The sequence below is a fragment of the Caballeronia sp. LZ001 genome (genome assembly GCF_031450875.1).
In the GTDB taxonomy this organism is placed as follows: Bacteria; Pseudomonadota; Gammaproteobacteria; order Burkholderiales; family Burkholderiaceae; genus Caballeronia.
Map to the genome: position 1 here is coordinate 4054570 of NZ_JARTVX010000004.1, position 22587 is coordinate 4077156.

The window sequence follows — 22587 nt, forward strand, 5'->3', positions numbered from 1 at the left end:
ACGGTTCGCCGTGCGAGGCGGAACACGCCGCGCGCTTGCGCTTGTGCACGGCCAACCGTAGCGCAAAATCAATCGAAAGCAATTCGACAATAAGTTCAGGGTGCAACTATTTCGTGGGCGTGGAAGGCCGCAGCAGTTTCGCCTTCAACGCCTTGAGCGCGCGATACGGCAGCAGCAGATGCGCAATGCTCTTGCCGATGCCCGCCCAGTCGAACACGTTGCCCGCCCGCAAGTAACGCCATTGCAGGCGCAGCGTTGACAGCGTCTGCGTGCGGCGTTTCGTGGCGCTGATGCCGTTCTCGTTCAACTCGTAGTAAAGACCGAACGCCGGCAGATTCGCGCCGTCGTAGCGTGCAAGCAGACGCAGCAGCAGATCCAGGTCTTCCGCCGCGCGATAGTCCGCGCGATAGTTGCCGACCTCGCGCACCGCCTCGACACGCAGCATCAGCGAGGGATGCGCGAAGCACGAGCGGGCGAGCATCATGCGGCGGATCGTGTCCGGTTCGGTCGGCGGCGTGAGATCGAAGAGCGGCGCGCCGCCGGTGGCTACCACGTGCGTCCACATGCCGAGCGCGGCTACACGCGGATGCGCCTCGAGATACGCACGCTGCATCGCGAGCCGCCCGGGCGTCGCGAGATCGCCGCTGTCGATACGCGCCGCGTAGCGCAAACCGCGCGCGGCAAGCGCTTCGATGCCGGCCTGCAACGCGCGCTCGATCCCGCCGTTTTCGGGCAGTCGCAGAATCGCGATCCGCATGCCGTCGATGATCGGCGCGACGATGGGTGGCGTGCTGCCGTCATCGACGATCAGCACTTGCACGGGCGACGTTTCATCGAACGAGGCGAGCGTGCGTTCCAGGTCGGCCTGACCGTTGTACGCGGGAATGAGGACGGCAACATCGGAGAGAGCGTTCATGCTGACAGGCGCAAGCGTATGTAATAGAAATTCACCGACGCCGCCGCCAGATAACCCGCAGCCAGTCCGATCAACGCGCCGTAGCCTTCGAAGCGCGGAATGGCGAACGCATTCACCGCGAACGCGACGCCGAGCGCGAGCAGCCATTTCGCGAGCAGCACGTACTTCGCCTGATATTTCAGGACCACGAGATTGCCGATCGCCTCGATGCCCGCCGGCACCGAAAGCCACACCGCCCAGCGGAAAATTTCCGTGGCGCCCGCATAGTTCGGCCCGAAGACTCGCGTGATGATGAAGCCCGCGAGGGCGTCGAGCACGGCGGCGCCGGCGACCATCAAAACGGCGGTCAGCGCGAAGAGGCGCCACAGATTGCGCTTTAGTTGCGCGGTGTCCGTCACGCGATAAACGAACGCCGGCGCGATGGTCTGCGCCAGCATCAGCGCAAGCGCGATCCAGTTCTCGTTCAATTGCTGCGCGGCGGAATAAAGCCCGAGTTCCGCGAACGATACGCGATGCGCGAGCATCAGCCGGTCGAGTTTAAGGAACAGATACATGCAGATGAGGCCGATCCAGAACACCGTACCCGCGCTCGCGAAGTGCCTGAAAAGTGCGCGGTCGAAGTGCCAGCCGAGCCTGCCGCCGTGCCGCCGCATGTAATACACGACGAGCACGCCGCCTATTGCCGCCGCTTCCAGCGCCCACAGCCAGCCGAAACTCGCCGCGCTCATCGCCATGCGCACGAAGGCATAGACGAGCGCCGCCTTGACGATGGCCGTGAACATGCTCGCAATCAATTGCGGCTTGCTGTAGGTCATGCTCTGCAGCCACGCGTTGATCACGCCGATGAACGGCTCGCGAAACAACATGGTGAACGCAAGACCGGCGAGCATGGCGCCGACGAGCGGGTCGGTGAAGCCCGCCGCGATCCATGTCCAGGTCATGACGAGCGCAATCGCCGATACCGCGATGCGCAGCACGAAGGCGCTGCCGAGCACGACGCCCGTGCGCGCGGGCGGTTCCTTCACGATGGTCGGCACCAGAATTTCCGCGCCGCAGACCCACGTGATCGGCGCGATGACGAGCAAGAGCGTATTCGCGTACTGCCATTTGCCGAACGCGTCCGGGCCGAGATAGCGCGCGAGCAGCCCCGAAATGACGATGGCCACCGCAATCTGCGTCAGCCTTTCGAGCCCGAGCCAAACGATGTTGGCGAGCGCCCGCGCGACGTCCGGATTGCCCGAGCGCGTCAACGCCTTCATGCCGCGCGTACCGAGGTGTGGTCGGGCATGCCGTGTGCTAGCAAAACCTGACGGTCCGACGCTTTCGCGATTTTCGCCAGCTTCGTGACAAACGTTCGCCGCAACGGAAAATAGTTTTGTGTGGTGGCGCGCGAAGGCGCCTCATTCCCGGGCATCGAGGCGAAAGAGCGATTAGGCATTGGATTAGAATGAGCGCGCGAGGCTTTACCGCGACGCGCAGCATGAAAACGTGGAAAGCGCTGAAAGACAGCGATTATAAGTGCGAACCGAAGCTCGATCCTCGAAGCCGCGGTCGCGATGCGCAAGCACACTTGCAGGCAAAATTCGAACCGTCATCTGGCATGCGCTTGCATGCCGGCGCGTTTTACATCGATCACGTTTCGACCTGCACGCCCTCATGGCTGCATCGCCGAGAATCCATCAATCAAACGAGAAGAGGTAGCCATCTTATGACCCAGGTATCCCAATCCATTTTCAAGGCCTACGACATCCGCGGCATCGTCGGCAAGACGGTCGACAAGGACGTGGCGAAGAACATCGGCCAAGCGTTCGGCAGCGAGATCCGCAAGCAGGGCGGCGATTCCGTCGTCGTTGCGCGCGATGGCCGTCTGTCCGGCCCGGAACTCGTCGGCGCGCTCGCGGACGGCCTGCGCGCGGCGGGCGTCGATGTCATCGATATCGGCATGGTGCCGACGCCCGTCGGCTACTTCGCCGCGAGCGTGCCGCTGCCCTTGCCCGAGGGCGAGCGGCGCGTGGATTCGTGCATCGTCGTGACGGGCAGCCACAATCCGCCCGACTACAACGGCTTCAAGATGGTGCTGCGCGGCGCGGCCATCTACGGCGAGCAGATTCAGAGCCTGTATCAGCGGATCGTCAACGACGACTTCGAAACGGGCGAAGGCAGCTACACCGAGTTCGACGTCCAGCAGATCTACCTCGACCGAATCCTGTCCGATGCGAAGCCGGTGCGCGGCATGAAGATCGTCATCGATGCAGGCAACGGCGTCGCGGGCGGTCTCGCGCCGCGTCTGTTCAAGGCGCTCGGTTGCGAGCTGGTCGAACTCTTTACGGACATCGACGGCAACTTCCCGAACCATCACCCGGACCCGGCGCATGCCGAGAATCTGCAGGACGTCATGAAGGCGCTGAAGGAAACGGACGCCGAGATCGGCTTCGCATTCGATGGCGACGGCGACCGTCTCGGCGTGGTGACGAAGGACGGCCAGATGATCTATCCGGATCGCCAGCTGATGTTGTTTGCGCAGGAAGTGCTGTCGCGCAACAAGGGCGGCCAGATCATTTATGACGTGAAGTGCACGCGCAATCTCGCAAAATGGGTGCGCGAGCAGGGCGGCGAGCCGGTCATGTGGAAGACGGGCCACTCGCTCGTGAAGGCGAAGCTGCGCGAAACTGGCGCGCCGCTTGCGGGCGAAATGAGCGGTCACGTGTTCTTCAAGGACCGCTGGTACGGCTTCGACGACGGCCTTTACACGGGCGCGCGACTCCTCGAAATCCTTTCGCGCGTGGACGACCCGAGCAAGCTGCTCAACGACCTGCCGAACTCGCTGTCGACGCCTGAATTGCAGATCAAACTGGAAGAAGGCGAAAACTTCGAACTGATCGGACGCTTGCAGAAGTCGGCGAAGTTCGAAGGCGCGGACGATGTGCTGACCATCGACGGATTGCGTGTCGAATATCCGGATGGTTTCGGTCTCGCGCGTTCGTCGAACACGACGCCGGTCGTGGTGATGCGTTTCGAGGCGGACACCGAAGAGGCGTTGAAGCGCATTCAGGAAGATTTCCGCCGCGTGATCCTGGCGGAAAAGCCGGACGCGAAGCTGCCGTTCTGATTTGGACGGAGTGAGTCTAGATGGTTGGGAAGCGGCGCGGTTGGGCAAACCGCGCCGTTTTTTCATTGGGGATAAAACTCTGCCGAAATAATTTGCTCGGTCGACCAGGGCAGTTCTTCCGGGAACGCATCTAGTCCTTGTTCTTCGGCGGCTTTCGAAACGGCATCGGCCCACGTTCCGGTGAGCCAGCCCGAGTCGCGCAACGAAGTGTTCAGACTCGGCGTTTTTTGCAGCGCGACGCCGACGCCGACGGCGCGGCGCTGTTCCTTGATCGTACGCTGCCAACTCGAGCCACGACGTCCCGGTTGGTATTGCCACTTGAGAAGATGCGCAAGCAGCACGGCCATACGGCTGGAAAGCTCGCGTTGTTCGCTCTTGCCGACGTCCTCGATTTCCTCCGCGATAGGTTCCACATCGATGGCCGAGAACTTACCAGCCCGCAGCAGCTCGGCTTGTTCCCGCGCCCACGCCACCACGTCCTGTTCGTAACGCGTTCCCATCGCAACTCCCTTTGTGGTCGGATATCCGGTACGGCTTGCCCGGTGATCGTCATGCTACCGGCTTTTTTGCGCCCTTAAATCGCTTCAGGAGACAGCGAGCGCCGCCGCGCGCGCAACCCGCGCTAAAATCCCGTTTCCCATCTCCAATTCACCGCGAGAATCGCCTGAACGCGAATCCGCGCCTGTCCCAATCAGCGTGCAAAAGATCCTGATCGTTCGCGTGTCGTCGCTTGGCGACGTCGTTCACAACATGCCGGTCGTCGCCGACATTCGCCGCCGTTATCCCGATGCGCGGATCGACTGGCTCGTCGAGGAAAGTTTCGCGAGTCTCGTCGAACTCGTCGATGGCGTGCATCGCGCGATCCCGTTTTCGCTGCGGCGCTGGCGCAAGAGTTTCGCGTCGCCCGCGAACTGGCGCGAGATCGGCAAGTTCAAGCGCCAGCTCGCCGCCGAGAAGTACGATCTCGTGATCGACTGTCAAGGGCTCATCAAGACCGCGTGGGTCGCGAGCTGGGCGCGCGGGCCGCTCGTCGGCCTGGCGAATCGCACGGAAGGCGCGGGCTTCGAATGGCCCGTGCGCTTTTTCTATGACCGCCGCGTGCCGATCGAGCCGCGCACGCATGTGGTCGAACGCACGCGCCAGCTCGTGGCCGCCGCGCTCGATCTGCCGCGCCCGCAGCCCACCGACGATATCGACTTCGGCATCGATACGCGCCGTGCAACGCTCGCCATTTCAGAGCTCGGGCTGAATCTGCCGGTGCCTTATGTCGTGTTCGTGCACGCCACCTCGCGCGCCGACAAACAATGGCCCGAAGCCGCGTGGATCGAGCTCGGACAGGCGCTCGTCACGCGCGGTGCATCGATCGTGCTGCCGTGGGGCAACGAAGCCGAACGCGCGACGAGCGAGAAACTCGCGAAGGAATTCGGCGCGGCTGCCATCGTGCCGCCGAAGCTCTCGCTGCCCGCGGTCGTCGGACTGATCGATGGCGCGGCCGCGACCGTTGGCGTCGATACCGGGCTGGTTCATATCGCGGCGGCGCTGAAGCGTCCGACCGTCGAGTTGTACAATTTCTCGACCGCCTGGCGCACCGGCGGCTACTGGTCGCCGAAGGTCGTCAATCTTGGCGACGCGAGCCGGCATCCCACGTTGTCCGAAGTCAAGGCAGCGCTCGCGGGCTTCGGTCTCTTGTAGCGTGCCGTGATAGCGTGCCCGTCGCGCATTACGTTTCCAGGCGCCAAGCAACTCAAGGTCGAAGGCACATGACGGAATCTCAAATCATCGAAGTCGCTTCGTGCGATTGGCACGGCAAAAATCTTTGCGTACCGCGCGAAACGCTGCTCGCCGGCGTCGAAAACGGCAAAGTCCTCTATTTTCCCAATCTGCGGTTCGAGATTGCGGGCGGCGAACAGGCGCTGCTCGACCCGCGCATTGCAGACCCGAAGCGCAAGAACATCAGCCTCGCGCCCAACGGCGGCGCGCTTGCTGGCGTGCTCGGCGACAACGTGATGCAGTCGGCGGTCCGCTCGCTCATCGCGCGCTATCAGACGAACGCGCGCTCCCTGGTGGATGGCCTCTTCCCCGAATACGACGGCAAGTTGCGCGTCGCGCCAACCAGCTTGCGGCTGCATCAGGTGGAAACGCGCGAGACTTCCTGGCGCAAGGACGACAGCCGTCTTCACGTCGATGCCTTTCCGTCGCGGCCGAATTACGGCGAACGCATTCTGCGCGTCTTCACCAACGTGAACCCGCAAGGCGCGCCGCGTGTGTGGCGCGTGGGCGAGCCGTTCGAGGACATGGCGAAGCGCTTCCTGCCGAACATCAAGGCGCAGACGCCGGGCGCGGCGTGGCTCATGAAGCTGCTGCACATCACGAAGTCGAAGCGCAGCGAATACGACCACCTGATGCTGCATCTGCACGACGCGATGAAAGCCGATCTCGATTATCAAAAGGTTTCGCCGCAAGTGACGATGCCGTTTCCGCCCGGCTCGGTATGGGTCTGTTTCTCCGACCAGACGTCGCACGCGGTGATGTCCGGTCAGTTCATGATGGAGCAGACGTTCTTTTTGCCCGTCAAGTCGATGGCGCGGCCTGAGCGCGCGCCGCTCGGCATTCTCGAACGTCTCAAGGGCAGGGCGCTCGTTTGAACGGCGCAGCTATCGGAGCCGGCGCGCCGCCTGCCTCGGCGGTGCTGATGAGGCTCGTGTATCGCGCGGCGTGGTGGCTCGTCGCGCCGCTTGCCGTGCTGCGCCTGTTGATTCGTTCGCGCAAGGAGCGCGGTTATCGCGAGCATATTGCCGAGCGCTTCGGTCGCGGTCCCGCGCGCCGCGCCGACGATCTCGCGCCGCTCGTCTGGGTGCATGCGGTGTCCGTGGGCGAGACGCGCGCGGCGCAACCGCTCATCGAAGCGTTGCTCAAGACGCATCCCGAAGCGCGGCTGCTCATTACGCACATGACGCCGAGCGGCCGCGCGACCGGCGAGCAGCTTTATGGCGATCGCGTCATGCGCGCTTATCTTCCCTACGACTCGCCGCGTTTCGTGCGGCGTTTTCTGCGTGCTTGGCGGCCGTCGCTCGGCATCGTGATGGAGACGGAAGTGTGGCCGACGCTCATCGACGAATGCAAGCACGCGGACGTGCCGCTCGTGCTGACGAACGCGCGCATGTCGGAGCGTTCGTTCAAGCGCGCGGCGCGTTTCGGCCGCGCGGTGCGCGAAGTGTTCGGCGGCTTTTCTCGCGTGCTGGCGCAGACGCCTTCGGATGCCGAGCGGCTCATCGCGCTCGGCGCGCGCAATGTCGCGGTGCTCGGCAACCTGAAGTTCGACATGAGCGCGCCGCCTGAACTCGTCGCACGCGGACAGGCTTGGCGCGCGGCCATCGGCAATCGGCCGGTGTGGGTGGCGGCAAGCACGCGCGAAGGCGAGGAAACTTTGGTGCTGCGCGCGTTCGCCGCGCTGAACGTGCACGATGCGTTGCTGATTCTCGTGCCGCGCCATCCGCAACGGTTCGATGAAGTATCGGCGATGATCGCGGCCGCCGGCATGAAGAGCGCGCGCCGTTCGGTGTGGGCGCCGAAGGCCGTGGCGGCGGGATCGGGCGCGGACGTGCCAGAGCCGTTGCCATCGAATGTGCAGGTTCTGCTCGGCGATTCCATGGGCGAACTCGGCGCGTACTACGCGGCGTCGGATCTGGCGTTTATCGGTGGGAGTTTGTTGCCGCTTGGCGGGCAGAATCTGATCGAGGCGTGCGCGGCGGGCGTGCCGGTGCTGATCGGACCGCATACCTTCAACTTCACGCAGGCGACCAACGATGCCATCGCGGCGGGCGCGGCGTTGCGCGTGCAAGACCCGCAGGAACTCGCGCGCGGCCTGCGCGAGTTGTTCACCGACAAGCCGCAGCGTCTCGCGATGAGCGCGGCGGCCGCGGCGTTCGCGGCGCGGCATCGCGGGGCGACGGAGCGCACGGTGTCTATTCTGGGTGCGTTGCTGGACGAGGAGAGCGACGCGGAGCGTTGAGCCAGCGGCGACGACTCAGCGCGCCAGCAAGGCCGCAACGCATCGCGCGAAGCGTTCGTTGCTCGCCGCGATGCCGTATTCCTCCGCGCGTTCCAGCGCGCGCGCCTGCATGTCGGCGCATAACGTGTCGTCGGTCAAGACGCGGCGCAGCGCATTGGCCAATTCATCCACGGATTCCACCGGAACCAGCAGACCGAAGCGCCCATCGCCGAGAATCTCGCGCGGGCCGGTCGGGCAATCGCTCGCGACCACTGGCTTACCGAGCGCGAGCGCTTCGAGCAGCACCATCGGCATGCCTTCGTAGCGCGAACTCAGCACCTGCAGGCGCGCGCGGGCGACGAGCGCATGCGGATTGTTTCGATACCCCATGAAATGCACGCGCGCCGCGATTCCCAGTTCGTTGGCTAGACCTTCGAGTTCGCGGCGAAACGCGCCGTCGCCGACGATCACGAGATGTTCGACGATCTGCCCGTCGCGCACGAGTTCGGCATAAGCGCGCAACAGCGTGCGATGGTCCTTTTGAATTTCGTCGAGCCGCGCGACGGAGACGATATACGGCGCGTCGCACGGCGCTGCTTCGCTGATCTGTCCGTTCTGCCGGATGCGCTCGATATCGATGGCGTTCGGCAACACGAAGATCCGCTTCAGCCCGCTGCCGAACATGGCGCGCGCTTCCGCCGCCATGTGATCGTTGAGCGCCGCGACGCCGTCGTAGCGCGCGAACTGCTCGGCAAGCCGGCGTTGTCGGCGCGGACGGCTGGCAAGCCTCGCGTCGAAGCTGAAATGATTCACGCCGAGCCACGCTATGTCGAACTGACCCGCAAGCCGGCGCAGCGACATGTCGTAATCGACGATCAGCGCATGCTGGCGCGCGAGCGTTTCTACACGACGCTTCACATAGGGCCGCACGACGAGCGTATTGAAGACATCGCGGCCGATGCGCCCGAGCTTGCCCAGGCGCTTCGCGTAGCGCCGCGCCTGAAAGGTGTTGAGCCACGGCTTTTCCGCGAGGATTTCGATCTTCACGTCCGGCGGCACCAGCGCGCGAAAGCGGTTTTCGAACGCGGGCGACGGGTGCATGACGGACAACGTGACGGCGAAGCGCGTGCGGTCGAAGACGCGCAGCCATTGAATCAGCGAGGACTCGATACCGCCATCGCCGAAGTCCACGATGTGGAAGAGGACGGGGACGGGCGTGGAATCGATTCCGGTTTGGCCTGGAAAAGGGTTCGTGGACGGTTGTTCGGACAAAGCAGCAGTGGGCATCATGTATCACGCTCGCAATTTCGGCGCAGGCGAACGTGAGGATCGAGGAAGCCGGTATGCTACCGCACGGGGTGTGGCGATGCAGAAAGCCGCCGGAAAATGCGGCAAAGTTACTGGCCGCGCGTCGTTGAAGATCATCATCGGACGAAGAAGGCACGTCATGGCGAGCGAATGGAAGCGGCGCATCATCGTGTTCGTGAAACGCTTCTGGCAACCGACGAGCGCGTGCATGACCTGCATGCCGGGAAGCTGGATGAACGTCATGAGCCTCGCGCACTGGACGCTGGCTTTCAAGACAGGGCTCGCCACGGGCATTCTCGCTGTGCTGATCACGTTCACGCCGGCGCGCAGGCTGTTTTTGAATCGATATGGCAATGCGCTCGTCGTTGGTGTTCTCACCATGATCGGCGACGCATATTCGCATGCGAATCACTACGGTGTTCCGTTTCTCGAACCTTTGATGACGGGGCTGACTTCCGGTGTGCTGGCGCTCGTCGGGTGGTATTTGTTCGAGGATCGCGGGCGGCGGATACGGGCGGTTTGGAAACATGTTGCCGGACCAAGAAATCGATGACCACTCGCCCGAACGCCGCCTTCACCGCCTTGCTCGCCGCCGCGTTATTCGGCGCGACCACCCCCATAGCCAAGGCGCTCCTAGGCACGCTTGCACCCTTCATGGTTGCCGGATTGTTCTATCTCGGCAGCGGCATCGGGCTTGCCATCGTGTTGGTCGTGCGGCAGACGCTTTCCGCCACACGCGTCGAGCGTGGCGACATCCGCATCCCGCGAAACGAAACGCCTTGGCTCGTCGGCGCCATCGCGGCCGGCGGCGTCGCGGGCCCCGCGCTGCTCATGCTGGGACTCGCCGCCACGCCTGCCGCGACCAGTTCGCTGCTGTTGAATCTCGAAGGCGTGTTCACCGCCGTCATCGCGTGGGTCGTCTTTCGGGAAAACGTCGACCTTCAGGTGTTCCTCGGCATGGTCGCGATCGTCGCCGGAGGCGCGGTGCTTTCGTGGCAGCCGGGCGCGGGCGGCATGACGTCCGGTGCACTGTTGGTCGCGGGCGCGTGCTTTTGCTGGGCCATCGACAACAATCTGACGCGCAAGGTATCGACGAACGATGCCTTCGTCATCGCGTGCGGGAAGGGCTCGTCGCGGGGACGGTCAATCTCGGCATAGCCTGCATGCTCGGCGCGCGGCTTCCCGATGCGTCGCATATGCTCATGGCCATGCTTACGGGATTTGCCGGATACGGTGTGAGCCTCGTTCTCTTCGTGGTCGCGCTGCGCAATCTGGGCACGGCGCGCACCGGCGCGTATTTTTCGGTTGCGCCGGTTTTCGGCGTCGCACTGTCGCTGCTTCTATGGCCGGAATCGCCCTCGATGCTCTTCTGGTGCGCCGCCGCCCTAATGACGCTCGGCGTATGGCTGCATCTGCGGGAACGTCACGAGCATGTCCATACCCACGAGCCGCTCGCGCATACGCACCGGCATCGACATGACGAGCATCATCGGCATGAACACGATTTCGAATGGGATGGCGTCGAGCCGCATGTGCATGAGCATCGGCATCTGCCGATCACGCACACGCATGCACATTTTCCGGATATTCATCATCGGCACCGTCATTGACGGCGCTCGAAGCGCCTAAACCAGCAAGCCCTTCTTCTCGATGAAGCCGATTACCGTATCCACGCCATCGAGCGCCTTGAGGTTGCACATCACGAACGGACGTTCACCGCGCATCTTCTTTGCGTCGCTTGCCATCACGTCGAGATTCGCGCCGACATAAGGCGCGAGATCCGTTTTATTGATGACGAGCAGATCCGACTTCGTGATGCCCGGTCCGCCTTTACGCGGGATCTTCTCGCCGCCCGCGACATCGATCACATAGATGGTCAGGTCCGACAGCTCGGGGCTGAAGGTCGCCGCGAGATTGTCGCCGCCCGATTCGATGAAGACGATGTCCGCATCAGGAAAGCGCGACACCATGCGATCGACGGCTTCGAGGTTGATCGACGCATCCTCGCGAATGGCCGTGTGCGGGCAACCGCCCGTCTCCACGCCCATGATGCGCTCGGCGGGCAGCGCGCCCGCAACGGTCAGGAGGCGCTGATCTTCCTTCGTGTAGATGTCATTGGTGATGGCGACGAGATCGTATTTCTCGCGCATCGCCTTGCAGAGCATTTCGAGCAGCGTGGTCTTGCCGGAGCCGACCGGCCCGCCCACGCCGACGCGCAACGGCGGCAGCTTCTTGGTTCGACGGGCGGCGGAAGAATAAGCAGGGGCGTTCATGGGCGTTGTTTGAAGTGCTTCGGTTTCTGCGATCAGGAGCGGAAAAGCCGCGAATATTGCGACTCGTGCCGCGCCGACAAAATGCCGAGTTGCGGCGCGAAAGTATTGACCTGGTTCGGCGATGTCGCCAGCGCGCGGCGCACGGCGTCGTCTATCGGCGCGCGTAACGCCACGATGATGCGCTGCCCCGCAAGTTGCCCGAGCGGCACGGCCTTGAGCGCCGCGGCCGCCTGATTCTCGACCCAACTGAACGCGTAGGCGGCGAGCATCGCGTCGGGCGCGGCATCGTGCGCGAAGGCGGCAAAGGCAAACGCCGTCGGTTGCGCAATCGGCTTGATCGCGGCAAGCGTGGCGCGGCGCGCGGCATCGCCCCATTCGAGCGACGCGCACAACTGCGCAAGCGACCAGCCCATTTGTTCGGTCTCGCGGCGCAACTCCGACGACTCGCGGCTCGCGATGTATTCGTCGTTCGCTGCGGTCAAGGCGGCTTCGTCGTGCGCGTGCCAGCGTTGCAGCTGATGCGCGAGAAACGGCAGTTCGCCGCGTGCGAGCACGTTGACGAGCCCGCTTGCAATCCAGTCGCGGGCACTGTCGGCATCGTGGATGAAACCGTGTTCGATGGCCGCTTCGAGTCCTTGCGAATAGCTGAACGCGCCGATAGGCAGCGCAGGCGACGCCAGATGCAGCAGCGCGGTGAGCTCAGCGGTTTGCATCAGTGATCGTGCTTGTGCTTGTGGTCGTGGCCATGATCATGCGAGTGATCGTGGCCGCATTGGGAGTGATCGTGATCATGGGCATCGTGAGCGTGCTCGTGTTCGTGGTCATGGTCATGGTCGTGCGAATGCCCGTGATGCTCGCTATAAACCTTCTGCGCGAGCGCATAGTCCTCGCCGAAGGTTTCATCGTGGCCGTGCTTGTGCCCGCCGCCATAAGCGCCGGTCTCAGGCTGAAACGGCTGCGACTCATGCCCGACGATACAACCGAGACGCCTGAGCATGTCTTCGAGCACCGGATCGGCTTCGAGCTTCAAATACTCCGCGCCGACTTCGACCGGCGTATGCCGGTTGCCAAGGTGATAAGCCGCGCGTGTCAAGAGACGCACGCTCGGCGCCCGCACGATCAGCACGTCCTCCGGCGCGGCCACCACGCGCACGAAACCGCCATCGTCCGCGACGAGCATGTCGCCGTCCGCGAGCGACGTGCCGCGCGGCATCACGAGCGCGACTTCCTCGCCGTGGTCCAGCGTGGCGGCAAGGCGGCTCTTGCAGCGCGCATCGAAGGCGAGCGTGAGCGTGGGCGCGCGTTTGACGAGTACAGGTGCGAGCTTGGCGGTAAGGCGTTTATCGATAGTGCGCATGGCGTGCGTCAGAACAGGAAGTAGCGTTGCGCCATCGGCAGAACGGTGGCGGGGTCGCAAGTGAGCAGTTGTCCGTCGGCGATCACCTGATAGGTCTGCGGATCGACGCTGATGGACGGTTGCCATGCATTGTGAATCATGTCGGCCTTCGTGACATTGCGGCAGTTTTTCACGGCGACGACCTGCTTCTTCAAACCGTAGCGATCCGCAATGCGCGCTTCCGCCGCCATCTGCGAGACGAACGTCAGCGACGTCTTGCCGAGCGCGCCGCCGCGCGTGGCGAACATCTCGCGATAATGTACCGGTTGCGGCGTAGGAATCGATGCGTTCGGATCGCCCATCTGCGCCACCGCGATCATCCCGCCCTTGACGATCATCGCGGGCTTCACGCCGAAGAACGCCGGTTCCCAGAAGACGAGGTCGGCCCACTTGCCCGGCTCGATGGAGCCCACTTCATGCGCGATGCCATGCGTGATCGCCGGGTTGATCGTGTACTTCGCGACATAACGCTTCGCGCGGAAGTTGTCGTTGCGTCCGGTGTCCTCGGGCAGCGCGCCGCGTTGCACCTTCATCTTGTGCGCCGTCTGCCAGGTGCGAATGATCACTTCGCCGACACGGCCCATCGCTTGTGAATCCGACGAAAGCATGGAAAGCGCGCCCAGATCGTGGAGGATATCCTCGGCGGCAATGGTCTCGCGGCGAATGCGCGATTCGGCGAATGCAATGTCTTCCGCAATCGACGGGTCGAGGTGATGGCACACCATCAGCATGTCGAGATGCTCGTCGAGCGTGTTGATGGTGTAAGGGCGCGTGGGATTGGTGGAAGAGGGCAGCACGTTGGACTCGCCGCACACCTTGATGATGTCGGGTGCGTGACCGCCGCCCGCGCCTTCGGTGTGATACGTATGAATCGTGCGGCCCTTGAACGCGGCGACGGTGGTTTCGACGAAGCCGGCTTCGTTCAGCGTGTCCGTGTGGATGGCGACTTGCGTGTCGGTGTCGTCGGCGACGGAAAGGCAATTGTCGATAGCCGCGGGCGTCGTGCCCCAGTCTTCGTGCAGCTTGAGGCCGATCGCGCCCGCCTTGATCTGTTCGACGAGCGGTTCCGCCAAGCTCGTGTTGCCCTTGCCGAGAAAGCCCAGGTTGACCGGCCAGCCATCGGCGGCTTGCAGCATGCGTTCGAGATGCCACGGGCCGGGCGTGCAGGTCGTGGCGTTGGTGCCGGTCGCGGGACCGGTGCCGCCGCCGAGCATGGTGGTCACGCCGCTTGCGAGCGCTTCGTCGATCTGCTGCGGGCTGATGAAGTGGATATGCGAGTCGATGCCGCCCGCGGTCACGATCATGCCTTCGCCCGCAATGACTTCGGTGGCCGCGCCGATCGCGATGTTCACGTTCGGCTGAATGTCGGGATTGCCCGCCTTGCCGATAGCGAAGACGCGTCCGCCCTTGATGCCGATGTCGGCTTTCACGATGCCCCAGTGATCGAGGATCAGCGCGTTGGTGACGACGGTATCGACCACTTCGGCGGATGGGCGCTGCGACTGGCCCATGCCGTCGCGAATGACCTTGCCGCCGCCGAACTTCACTTCCTCGCCGTACGTGGTGAAGTCGCGTTCGACTTCGATGATGAGGTCGGTGTCGGCGAGCCGCACACGGTCGCCGGTGGTCGGGCCGAACATTTCCGCGTAAGCGCGGCGGCCGATGCGTAACGTCATATCGTAGGTATCCTGGTCAGAGAGGGCCCATCACGAGGCCATTGAAGCCATAGACATGGCGATCGCCCGCGAGCGCGACGAGTTCGACGGTGCGCTCCTGTCCCGGTTCGAAGCGTACGGCGGTGCCGGCCGCGATGTTGAGACGAAAGCCGCGCGCCTTCTCCCGTTCGAACTTGAGTGCCGTGTTGACTTCGTAGAAGTGATAATGCGAGCCGACCTGCACGGGGCGGTCGCCGTGATTCGCGACGGTGACCGTAACGGTTTCGCGGCCCACGTTGAGTTCGTGCTCGCCGTCGTCGATAAAGTATTCGCCGGGAATCATGTGCTTAGGGGATCGGATGGTGGACCGTGACCAGCTTCGTGCCATCGGGGAAGGTGGCTTCGATCTGGATGTCGGGGATCATTTCGGGCACGCCTTCCATGACGTCGTCACGGCTCAGCAGCGTGGTGCCGTAATGCATGACCTCGGCGACGGTCTGACCGTCGCGCGCCGCTTCCATGAGCGCCGCCGAAATGAAGGCGATGGCTTCCGGATAGTTCAGCTTGAGGCCGCGAGCGCGGCGGCGTTCGGCTAAGAGCGCCGCGGTGAAAATCAGCAGTTTGTCTTTTTCGCGAGGGGTGAGTTTCATCGGTCAGGGACGTTGACTTCGCTTGGGGGCGGGTGATCTATGCTAGCACTGGTTCAAGGGTGGAATGGGAAATCGAGCCCATGCATCGCGGCAAACGAGCCTCACTGAATGAACCTTTGCAGCTCCACCGTCGAAGGCCGCTCGAAAATCTCTTCGGGCGCGCCCGATTCCCAGACTCGCCCCTGATGCATGAAGACGACCTTGTCGGAAACCTTGCGCGCGAAGCGCATCTCATGCGTGACCATGATGAGCGTCATCCCGTCGCGAGCCAGGCTTTCGACGACCGCCAGCACTTCGCCGACGAGTTCGGGGTCGAGCGCCGAGGTGATTTCGTCGCACAGCAGCACGGTCGGCTTCATGGCAAGCGCGCGTGCAATGGCCACGCGCTGCTGTTGTCCTCCGGATAGCTGCTCGGGATAGGCGTCGAACTTGTCGCCGAGTCCCACGCGTTCGAGCACGCTATGGGCCGTGGCGCGCGCCTTCGCCTTGTGGATCTTTTTGACGACCGTCTGCGCGAGCATCACGTTTTGTCCCGCCGTCAGATGCGGAAAGAGGTTGTACTGCTGAAACACCATGCCGACCTTCAGACGCAACGCGCGGAGGTCGGCGCGGCGCGCATCGATATGTTCGCCATCGATCTCGATCGAACCTTCGTCGATACTTTCCAGTCCGTTCAAGGTCCGCAAGAGCGTGCTCTTGCCCGAGCCGCTTCGCCCGATGATGGCCACCACTTGCCCTTGCTCGACCGAAAAGTCGATGCCCTTCAGAACCTGATTCGAGCCGAACTGTTTTTGCAGATTGCGGGTTTCAACGAGCGGCATTCCATTTCCTTTCGAGCGTCCGCGCATAGCGCGTGAGCGGATAGCAAAGCACGAAGTAGATGATCGCAACGAGGCCGTACACGAGGAACGGCCGGAACGTCGCGTTCGAGATCATCGTGCCGGCTTTCGTGAGTTCGGTGAAGCCGATGATCGAAACGAGCGCCGTATCCTTCACCGCCTGCACCGCGAAGCCGACCGTCGGTCCAATGGCGATACGCAGCGCCTGCGGCAGGATCACATGACGCAATTGCTCGAAGTAGTTCATCGCCAGGCTGGACGACGCTTCCCACTGACCTTTCGGCACGGCTTCCACCGCGCCGCGCCAGATCTCCGCGAGATAGGCGCTCGTGAAGAACGTGAGACCCACGGTCGCCGCGAGCCACGGCGAGACTTCCACACCAATCAGCGGCAAGCCGAAGAACACGAGAAAAAGCTGCATCAGCAAGGGCGTGCCCTGGAAAATCTGGATGTAGCCCTTCACGATGGTGCGCAAAAACTCCGACTTCGACACGCGCATCACGAGCAGCGCGAAGCCGACGACACCGCCGAGCACGAACGAGACGATCGACAGCACGATAGTCCAGCGCGCGGCCAGCAACAGGTTCTCGACGATCTGAGCGAAAGTGAATTCGATCATCGCGCGGGACTCCGGCTGTTGACGAAAAAGCGCTTGCCTGCCGCGTTCAACGCCGCGCGCAGTATCAGCGCGAGCGCGAGATAAGCCGCCGTGATCAGGAAGCACGTCTCGAACGCGCGGAAGTTGCGCGACTGGATATAGCTCGCCGCGTAGGTCAAATCCGGCACGGAGATTTGCGACACCACCGCCGAGCCGAGCATGGTTATGACGATCTGACTCGTGAGCGCCGGGAACACCTTGGCGATCGCTTGCGGCAGCACGACGTGACGAAAGATCTCGCCGCGCGACATGGCAAGCGAAGCGGCCGCTTCGTGATGACCCTTCGGCACGGCGGCAATCCCCGACCGAATGATCTCGATGCTGTACGCGCCGAGATTGAGGGTCATCGCGAGAATCGCGGCGACGTATTCGCTCAAGTGGATGCCGAGCGCCGGCAAGCCGAAGAACACGAAGAACAGTTGCACGATGAACGGCGTGTTGCGGATGGCTTCGACATAGCCGCCGACGGATGCGCGCAACCACGCACGCGTGCTGTTGCGACCGGCCGCGCCGAGCACGCCGACGGTTACGCCGAGCACCGTCGAGACGGCCGTGAGCGCAAGCGTCGTCGCCGCGCCGCTCGCGAACATGCCCGCATAGTTCGTGAGATCGCCGAATTGGAGTTCATAGGCCATCGCTTGGGCAGTCCTCGATCAGAGGCTTGCGGGCAGCGGCTGGCCGAACCATTTCTTCGACATCGCGCCGAGCGTGCCGTCCTTCTTCGCCTGCGCGATGGCGTCGTTGACCTTTGCGAGCAGCTTCGGCTCGTTCTTGTTCAGGCCGACGAAGCACGGCGAGTCCTTAATGACGAACTTCGGTTCCGGACGGCGCGGCGGATTCTTCGCGATGATCGCGGCAGCCACGATGTTGCCCGCGGCGATCAACTGCACTTGACCCGAGAGGAATGCGGAGATGGTGGCGTTGTTGTCCTCGAAGCGCTTGATGGTGGCGTTGGGCGCCATCTGCGAGAGCGCGATTTCTTCCAGCGCGCCGCGCGTGGCGCCGACGGTCTTGCCGGTGAGATCGGCGGGACCGGTCACCTTGATGTCGGCGGGGCCGAACACGCCCTGGTAGTACGGCGCATAAGGCGCGGAAAAATCGAGGACCTTCTCGCGCTCCGGCGTCTTGCCGAGCGACGAGATCACGAGATCGACCTTGTTGGTGGTGAGATAAGGGATGCGGTTCGCGCTGTTCACCGGCACGAGTTCGAGCTTCACGTTCAACGCCTTGGCGAGCAGCGCGGCGGTATCGACGTCGTAGCCTTGCGGCTTCATGTCGGCACCCACGAAACCGAAAGGCGGATAGTCCTCGGGCACCGCGACGCGCAGCGTGCCGCTCTTCGCGATGTTGTCGAGTGCATCGGCATGTGCGGCGAGCGGTGTCAGTGCGAGGAGCGGGGCGGCGAGAAGCGCGGCGAGCGCCGTGCGGCGGCGGGCGAGAGCAAGCTTGATGTGCATCGAAGATCCTTCGTTCTTGAATCGACCGCGTTGGAGAGCGCGGCTTCTGAAGGATGTCTCAAGCGAAAGTCATGCCATTACGGCCCGCGGCTTGTGGGCAGGAGGATCCGGCGTGGCGGCTGTATGTGCTTGCACAATTACGGGGCGTGCGGGTGCCTGTTCTTGGTGCGCAAAGTTCGGGCGGCGGCACTGTCTTATTGAACGACATGCGGATTCGTTTCCGCTGCCATGCCATCCAGGTGAAAGTCGCGCGAAATGACTCATGCGGCTGGATCGTAAACTCGGACGTGTCCGCTTGCTGAAAATGTGAATTTACGTCGTGCCGACGCCTCGATGCACTAATCGTAAGTACCTGTCTGGCAAAATGAGCCACCCGTCGAACGTGCCGACCCGCGCTTGAAGCTTCGCCTGTCATGGCCGCAAAGCGCCTCGTTCAATGTATCGCCACAGGCCGAATGCCGGCCATGTGTCCGCTCAACGAAGCCTCATGTTTGACCTCTATGTCTGCCGATAAAAAACGCCTGGAGTCGCTGCACGACTCTAGCGTCGTATCCTTCCCGCACACTTCCGCCTCGCTCTTTCCCGATACGCCAAACCCGTTGCGCAGGTTGATCGTCGGTGGTGTCGTCGCTTCATTGACCCTGGTTCCCGCGGTCACGTTCATGCGCCCTGTCTTTGCCGCGGGCGCAAGCTCGGGTGCGGACGCCGCGACCACTCGTGCATTCGCCGATGTCTCGCGCTATCTGATCGGCGAGCGCTCGCTCGACCCGACGCAGACATCTCGACTCCTGCAAGCGCTGCTCGACGACGATGCCGGCTTCGGCGCCGCGTGCCAGCAACTGGCGGCGTATCTCACGGCAAACAAGCCCGACCCGCTGCATCTGCAAGCGGACCTGGACGCGGCCAAGGCTTCTTATGCCTCCTTGCCGCGTCGTATCGTGACGGCCTGGTATGTCGGCGTGGTCGGCGATGGCGAACGTGCGCGCGCCATCACCTACACGACCAGCCTGATGAACCGCGTCGTCGAAGACCGCCTGCGTCCGCCGAGTTATGCCTACGGCGGTTATGGCGCTTGGCGAGTCGATCCCCGCACGGTGAGCCTGCCGCCGCTCGTGGCTCCCGCTGCCGCGCGCGTATAGCCAGCAGAACCCGCACTGCCGGTTTTCCGGCGCCAAACACACTCCAAACGTTTCCCATCCATGCCCCGGCCCGCAGCGCACGCGCGCCGGCACTTTTCATTGCCTCGAACATGTCCTCTCAAACCAACGTGCCGAACAGCGCCGATGTCGTCGTGATCGGTTCGGGGATCATCGGTTCGCTTGCCGCGCAAAAAATGGCGCAGCACGGCGTATCCGTCTTGATCCTCGAGTCGGGTCCACGCATCACGCGCGAACAGATCGTGGCGGGCTTTCGCAACTCGCCTCGCAAGAACGACTTCATGTCGCCGTATCCGTTCTCGTCGTGGTCGCCGCATCCGGTCTACAAGCCGACCAAGAACAACTACATCGTGCAGAACGGTCCGTATCCGTACGAGCCGGAATATATCCGCGCCGTGGGCGGCACGACGTGGCACTGGGCGGCCCAGGCTTGGCGCGTCCTGCCCAACGACATGCGTCTGAAGACGCTGTATGGCGTGGGCCGCGACTGGCCGATTGCCTATGAAGACCTGGAGCCGTTCTATTTCGAAGCGGAAGTGAAGATGGGCGTCTCCGGCGCACCCGACAACGGTTCGCCGCGCAGCAAGCCGTTCCCGATGCAACCCGTGACCGAATCGTATCTGGAGCAGCGCTTTCGCGAGCGGCTTGCACCGGCGGGCATCGCGGTCATCACGAACACGACTGCACGCAACAGCCGCACATACGATGGCCGGCCAGCCTGCTGCGGCAACAACAACTGCATGCCGATTTGCCCGATCGATGCGCAATACCACGGTGGCCTTGCAGCCGATGCCGCCGAAGCCTCGGGCGTGAAGCTGCTGCCGAACGCGGTGGTCTACAAGATCGAGCACGATGCCAGCGGCAAGATCGTCGCCGTGCATTACTACACGCCCGAGAAGGCATCGGTTCGAGTGACGGCGAAGACCTTCATTCTGGCGGCGAACGGCGTTGAAAGTCCGCGCCTCTTGCTGATGTCGGCAAGCGACAAGTTCAAGAATGGTCTCGCGAACAGTTCGGGCACCTTGGGCCAGAACCTGATGGATCATCCGAGCAACTCGTTGACCTTCGACGCGCAAGACGAGGTCTGGGCCGGTCGCGGGCCGATGAGCCCGTCGTCGATCCAGTTGATGCGCGATGGCGCGTTCCGCAGTGAACACGCGGCGTTTCGCGTCGACATCGGCAATTCGTCGCAGGTGTTGTCCATTACGCAGGACCTGATTGGCAAGGGTGTCTATGGTCCGGAACTCGAGAAGCAATTGCGCGAGCGCGCGGCGCATCAGGTCAGCCTGAAGAACGTGCTCGAAATCTTGCCCGACCGGCGCAACAGGATCTATCTCAGTGATCAGAAAGACGCGCTCGGGCTGCCGCGTCCGGCGGTCGAATATCGCATGAGCGATTACGTCGAGAAGGGCATGCAGGCGTCGAAAGCCTTCTACCTGAAGGTCGCCGACCTCATGAGCGGCACCAACCTGCGTCACAGTCCCGATGGCGTCTACAGCAACAATCAGCACATCACCGGCACGCTCTCGATGGGCGCGGACCCGGCCGATTCCGTGTGCGACGCCTGGGGCCGCACGCACGATCACGAAAACCTCTTCCTCGCGAGTACCGGCGTCATGCCGACTGCCGCCACCGTCAACTCGACGCTCACGGGTGCCGCGCTCGCGCTGCGCACTGTCGCTCACATCGTGAAGGAAGCGCGATGAAGCACGAACACATCATGTCGCGAACAAGCGCAGTCGAACGCCATGCGTTCGTCATCGGAAGTTTCATCAAGCGTGCAATGGCGGCTGGCGTGGCTGTCGCCTCGCTTGCCATCGGGTGGATGCCGGCGAGCGCTCACGCGGAAGCCGCCGTCGATGAATCCGCGTTGATTCAGCGTGGCGAGTATCTCGCGCGCGCGGGCGATTGCGTGGCCTGCCACACGGCGACCGGCGGCAAGCCGTTCGCGGGCGGACTGGCGATTGCCTCTCCCATGGGCACCATCTGGTCGACCAACATCACGGCATCGAAGACGCACGGTATCGGTTCCTACACCGAGGCGCAGTTCGCCGATGCCCTGCGCGCCGGCAAGCGTGCCGACGGCGCGCAGCTTTATCCGGCGATGCCGTACACCTCGTTCGCGAAGCTCACCGATCCCGACGTACACGCGCTTTACACGTACTTCATGAAGGCCGTGCCCGCTGTGGATAGCGCCGTGCCGCACACCGATCTGCCGTTCCCGTTCAGCATTCGGGCATCGCTCATTCCGTGGAATCTGCTCTTCGTCGACAAGGATCGCTTCAAGCCCGACCCGCAAAAGAGCGTGGAGTGGAATCGCGGCGCTTATCTCGTCGAAGGCCTTGCGCATTGCAGCGTCTGTCACACGCCACGCAATCTGCTGATGGCGGAGCAGACCTCGCGTGGCTTGGCGGGCGGTGCGGTCGGCGCGTGGTACGCGCCCAATATCACGTCCGACACGACGAGCGGTATCGGCGGATGGAGCGAGCAGGATATCGTCGCGTACCTGAAAACGGGCGTCGTGCGGGGCAAGGCGCAGGCAGCCGGCCCGATGGCGGAGGCCGTGAATCACAGCCTGCAGTATCTGACCGATGCGGACCTCGGAGCGATCGCCACGTACCTGAAGACGGTTCCCGCCGTCCACGACGACGCCGATACGCTCGCGCTCGACGTGTCGTCCGGCCTTATCGAAGATCCGGATGCTGTGCGTCAGACGCCGTGGCCCGCCGACCCCGAACGGTTGAACGGCCCGCAACTCTACGATTCGAATTGCGCGAGTTGCCATCAGGCGAGCGGTCAAGGTACGGCCGATGGCCAGCTGCCGCCGTTGTCGCATAACTCTGTGTTTCGCAACGGCCAGCCGAACAATGTCGTGATGTCGATTCTGCAGGGCGTGTCGCATCCGGAGTCCGCAAACCGCGCGTCTGATAGCGTCGACATGCCCGCCTTTGCAGACCGGCTGTCCGATACGCAGATCGCCACGTTATCGAGCTATCTGATGCAGCAGTTCGGGCGCCAGAATGTGCAGGTGACGGCGCAGGATGTGGCGACGTTGCGTGCCGGTGGTCCGGTCTCGCCCATGGCGAGCGCTGCGCGTATCGGGCTTGGCGTATTGATTCTCGCCGCGCTATTTGCCGTCGTGCTGATCGTAAGAGCTCGGCGTCGAGTGCGCTAAGTC

The 22587-nt window shown here is 63.2% G+C and carries 22 protein-coding genes and 1 pseudogene; 9 read left to right on the forward strand and 14 right to left on the reverse strand.

Annotated features, from left to right (window positions below; all coding sequences use genetic code 11):
* Window positions 1–106: 106 nt before the first annotated feature.
* Window positions 107–916, reverse strand: coding sequence for a glycosyltransferase (locus tag P9292_RS29970; RefSeq protein WP_250509389.1), 810 nt, complete (start codon window positions 914–916; stop codon window positions 107–109).
* A complete protein-coding gene (locus tag P9292_RS29975) occupies window positions 913–2175 on the reverse strand; it encodes an oligosaccharide flippase family protein (protein WP_309962618.1) in 1263 nt (420 codons plus the stop codon). The genes P9292_RS29970 and P9292_RS29975 overlap by 4 nt, the downstream gene beginning before the upstream one ends.
* Before the next feature lie 449 nt (window positions 2176–2624).
* Here P9292_RS29975 and P9292_RS29980 point away from each other — a divergent pair, with 449 nt between their 5' ends.
* Window positions 2625–4025, forward strand: a complete 1401-nt coding sequence (locus P9292_RS29980) for a phosphomannomutase/phosphoglucomutase (RefSeq protein WP_309962621.1) — start codon at window positions 2625–2627, stop codon at window positions 4023–4025.
* 62 nt (window positions 4026–4087) lie between these two features.
* On the opposite strand, the gene P9292_RS29985 is transcribed toward P9292_RS29980, so the two are convergent.
* A complete protein-coding gene (locus P9292_RS29985; RefSeq protein WP_309962623.1) occupies window positions 4088–4525 on the reverse strand; it encodes a DUF29 domain-containing protein in 438 nt (145 codons plus the stop codon).
* Window positions 4526–4721: 196 nt separating this feature from the next.
* On the opposite strand from P9292_RS29985, the gene waaC reads away from it, so the two are divergent.
* From waaC to waaA, 3 genes are all read left to right on the forward strand, one after another.
* The gene (gene waaC, locus P9292_RS29990) at window positions 4722–5717 is read left to right on the forward strand and encodes a lipopolysaccharide heptosyltransferase I (protein WP_250465375.1); all 996 of its coding nucleotides are present in this window, start codon (window positions 4722–4724) and stop codon (window positions 5715–5717) included.
* Between the two features lie 68 nt (window positions 5718–5785).
* Window positions 5786–6670, forward strand: coding sequence for a Kdo hydroxylase family protein (locus P9292_RS29995; protein ID WP_309962627.1), 885 nt, complete (start codon window positions 5786–5788; stop codon window positions 6668–6670).
* 44 nt (window positions 6671–6714) lie between these two features.
* The gene (gene waaA / locus P9292_RS30000) at window positions 6715–8037 is read left to right on the forward strand and encodes a lipid IV(A) 3-deoxy-D-manno-octulosonic acid transferase (protein WP_250526196.1); all 1323 of its coding nucleotides are present in this window, start codon (window positions 6715–6717) and stop codon (window positions 8035–8037) included.
* 15 nt (window positions 8038–8052) lie between these two features.
* Here the strand turns inward: waaA and P9292_RS30005 are convergent, their stop codons facing one another.
* Window positions 8053–9303, reverse strand: a complete 1251-nt coding sequence (locus P9292_RS30005; RefSeq protein ID WP_409015427.1) for a glycosyltransferase — start codon at window positions 9301–9303, stop codon at window positions 8053–8055.
* Between the two features lie 160 nt (window positions 9304–9463).
* Here P9292_RS30005 and P9292_RS30010 point away from each other — a divergent pair, with 160 nt between their 5' ends.
* Both P9292_RS30010 and P9292_RS30015 read left to right on the forward strand, forming a co-directional pair.
* Entirely contained in the window at window positions 9464–9877 is a 414-nt protein-coding gene (locus P9292_RS30010; protein ID WP_244826006.1) for a hypothetical protein, read from the forward strand.
* Window positions 9874–10934: pseudogene (locus tag P9292_RS30015) on the forward strand (DMT family transporter). Before P9292_RS30010 ends, P9292_RS30015 begins: the two are co-directional and overlap by 4 nt.
* Before the next feature lie 15 nt (window positions 10935–10949).
* On the opposite strand, the gene ureG reads toward P9292_RS30015, so the two are convergent.
* The 10 genes from ureG to P9292_RS30065 form a co-directional block, all read right to left on the reverse strand.
* Window positions 10950–11597: an urease accessory protein UreG gene (ureG, locus tag P9292_RS30020; RefSeq protein ID WP_244826002.1), complete on the reverse strand. Its 648-nt coding sequence runs from the start codon at window positions 11595–11597 to the stop codon at window positions 10950–10952.
* Window positions 11598–11629: 32 nt separating this feature from the next.
* Window positions 11630–12310 (reverse strand): urease accessory protein UreF, encoded by a 681-nt coding sequence (locus tag P9292_RS30025; RefSeq protein WP_250465363.1) that lies wholly within the window; start codon window positions 12308–12310, stop codon window positions 11630–11632.
* Window positions 12310–12954, reverse strand: a complete 645-nt coding sequence (gene ureE, locus P9292_RS30030; RefSeq protein WP_309962631.1) for an urease accessory protein UreE — start codon at window positions 12952–12954, stop codon at window positions 12310–12312. The genes P9292_RS30025 and ureE overlap by 1 nt, the downstream gene beginning before the upstream one ends.
* 8 nt (window positions 12955–12962) lie before the next feature.
* The gene (gene ureC / locus P9292_RS30035) at window positions 12963–14669 is read right to left on the reverse strand and encodes an urease subunit alpha (RefSeq protein ID WP_309844096.1); all 1707 of its coding nucleotides are present in this window, start codon (window positions 14667–14669) and stop codon (window positions 12963–12965) included.
* Between the two features lie 16 nt (window positions 14670–14685).
* Window positions 14686–14991: an urease subunit beta gene (locus tag P9292_RS30040; protein WP_250509380.1), complete on the reverse strand. Its 306-nt coding sequence runs from the start codon at window positions 14989–14991 to the stop codon at window positions 14686–14688.
* A 4-nt stretch (window positions 14992–14995) separates the two neighbouring features.
* Window positions 14996–15298 (reverse strand): urease subunit gamma, encoded by a 303-nt coding sequence (gene ureA, locus P9292_RS30045; RefSeq protein ID WP_244825992.1) that lies wholly within the window; start codon window positions 15296–15298, stop codon window positions 14996–14998.
* Window positions 15299–15399: 101 nt separating this feature from the next.
* On the reverse strand, window positions 15400–16119 hold the full coding sequence (locus P9292_RS30050) for an amino acid ABC transporter ATP-binding protein (protein WP_244825991.1): 720 nt from the start codon (window positions 16117–16119) through the stop codon (window positions 15400–15402).
* Window positions 16106–16756 carry an amino acid ABC transporter permease gene (locus tag P9292_RS30055; protein WP_244825990.1) on the reverse strand — a complete coding sequence of 217 codons (651 nt, stop codon included), beginning with the start codon at window positions 16754–16756 and terminating at the stop codon, window positions 16106–16108. The genes P9292_RS30050 and P9292_RS30055 overlap by 14 nt, the downstream gene beginning before the upstream one ends.
* On the reverse strand, window positions 16753–17430 hold the full coding sequence (locus P9292_RS30060) for an amino acid ABC transporter permease (RefSeq protein ID WP_244825988.1): 678 nt from the start codon (window positions 17428–17430) through the stop codon (window positions 16753–16755). The genes P9292_RS30055 and P9292_RS30060 overlap by 4 nt, the downstream gene beginning before the upstream one ends.
* Before the next feature lie 18 nt (window positions 17431–17448).
* Window positions 17449–18252: a transporter substrate-binding domain-containing protein gene (locus P9292_RS30065; protein WP_250509379.1), complete on the reverse strand. Its 804-nt coding sequence runs from the start codon at window positions 18250–18252 to the stop codon at window positions 17449–17451.
* A gap of 500 nt (window positions 18253–18752) precedes the next feature.
* Between P9292_RS30065 and P9292_RS30070 the strand changes: the two genes are divergently transcribed.
* From P9292_RS30070 to P9292_RS30080, 3 genes are all read left to right on the forward strand, one after another.
* Complete coding sequence (locus P9292_RS30070) at window positions 18753–19391, forward strand: sugar dehydrogenase complex small subunit (RefSeq protein ID WP_284503169.1); 639 nt, start codon at window positions 18753–18755, stop codon at window positions 19389–19391.
* Window positions 19392–19501: 110 nt separating this feature from the next.
* Window positions 19502–21115, forward strand: coding sequence for a GMC family oxidoreductase (locus P9292_RS30075; protein WP_309962633.1), 1614 nt, complete (start codon window positions 19502–19504; stop codon window positions 21113–21115).
* Entirely contained in the window at window positions 21112–22584 is a 1473-nt protein-coding gene (locus P9292_RS30080; RefSeq protein WP_309962635.1) for a cytochrome c, read from the forward strand. Before P9292_RS30075 ends, P9292_RS30080 begins: the two co-directional genes overlap by 4 nt.
* Window positions 22585–22587 lie beyond the last annotated feature (3 nt).

Bases quoted from the DNA above. Each gene is read 5' to 3' on its own strand.
- P9292_RS29970 (WP_250509389.1), bottom strand. From the start codon at position 916: ATGAACGCTCTCTCCGATGTTGCCGTCCTCATTCCCGCGTACAACGGT.
- P9292_RS29975 (WP_309962618.1), bottom strand. From the start codon at position 2,175: ATGAAGGCGTTGACGCGCTCGGGCAATCCGGACGTCGCGCGGGCGCTC.
- P9292_RS29980 (WP_309962621.1), top strand. From the start codon at position 2,625: ATGACCCAGGTATCCCAATCCATTTTCAAGGCCTACGACATCCGCGGC.
- P9292_RS29985 (WP_309962623.1), bottom strand. From the start codon at position 4,525: ATGGGAACGCGTTACGAACAGGACGTGGTGGCGTGGGCGCGGGAACAA.
- P9292_RS29995 (WP_309962627.1), top strand. From the start codon at position 5,786: ATGACGGAATCTCAAATCATCGAAGTCGCTTCGTGCGATTGGCACGGC.
- P9292_RS30005 (WP_409015427.1), bottom strand. From the start codon at position 9,303: ATGCCCACTGCTGCTTTGTCCGAACAACCGTCCACGAACCCTTTTCCA.
- P9292_RS30010 (WP_244826006.1), top strand. From the start codon at position 9,464: ATGGCGAGCGAATGGAAGCGGCGCATCATCGTGTTCGTGAAACGCTTC.
- ureG (WP_244826002.1), bottom strand. From the start codon at position 11,597: ATGAACGCCCCTGCTTATTCTTCCGCCGCCCGTCGAACCAAGAAGCTG.
- P9292_RS30025 (WP_250465363.1), bottom strand. From the start codon at position 12,310: ATGCAAACCGCTGAGCTCACCGCGCTGCTGCATCTGGCGTCGCCTGCG.
- ureE (WP_309962631.1), bottom strand. From the start codon at position 12,954: ATGCGCACTATCGATAAACGCCTTACCGCCAAGCTCGCACCTGTACTC.
- ureC (WP_309844096.1), bottom strand. From the start codon at position 14,669: ATGACGTTACGCATCGGCCGCCGCGCTTACGCGGAAATGTTCGGCCCG.
- P9292_RS30040 (WP_250509380.1), bottom strand. From the start codon at position 14,991: ATGATTCCCGGCGAATACTTTATCGACGACGGCGAGCACGAACTCAAC.
- ureA (WP_244825992.1), bottom strand. From the start codon at position 15,298: ATGAAACTCACCCCTCGCGAAAAAGACAAACTGCTGATTTTCACCGCG.
- P9292_RS30050 (WP_244825991.1), bottom strand. From the start codon at position 16,119: ATGCCGCTCGTTGAAACCCGCAATCTGCAAAAACAGTTCGGCTCGAAT.
- P9292_RS30055 (WP_244825990.1), bottom strand. From the start codon at position 16,756: ATGATCGAATTCACTTTCGCTCAGATCGTCGAGAACCTGTTGCTGGCC.
- P9292_RS30060 (WP_244825988.1), bottom strand. From the start codon at position 17,430: ATGGCCTATGAACTCCAATTCGGCGATCTCACGAACTATGCGGGCATG.
- P9292_RS30065 (WP_250509379.1), bottom strand. From the start codon at position 18,252: ATGCACATCAAGCTTGCTCTCGCCCGCCGCCGCACGGCGCTCGCCGCG.
- P9292_RS30070 (WP_284503169.1), top strand. From the start codon at position 18,753: ATGTCTGCCGATAAAAAACGCCTGGAGTCGCTGCACGACTCTAGCGTC.
- P9292_RS30075 (WP_309962633.1), top strand. From the start codon at position 19,502: ATGTCCTCTCAAACCAACGTGCCGAACAGCGCCGATGTCGTCGTGATC.
- P9292_RS30080 (WP_309962635.1), top strand. From the start codon at position 21,112: ATGAAGCACGAACACATCATGTCGCGAACAAGCGCAGTCGAACGCCAT.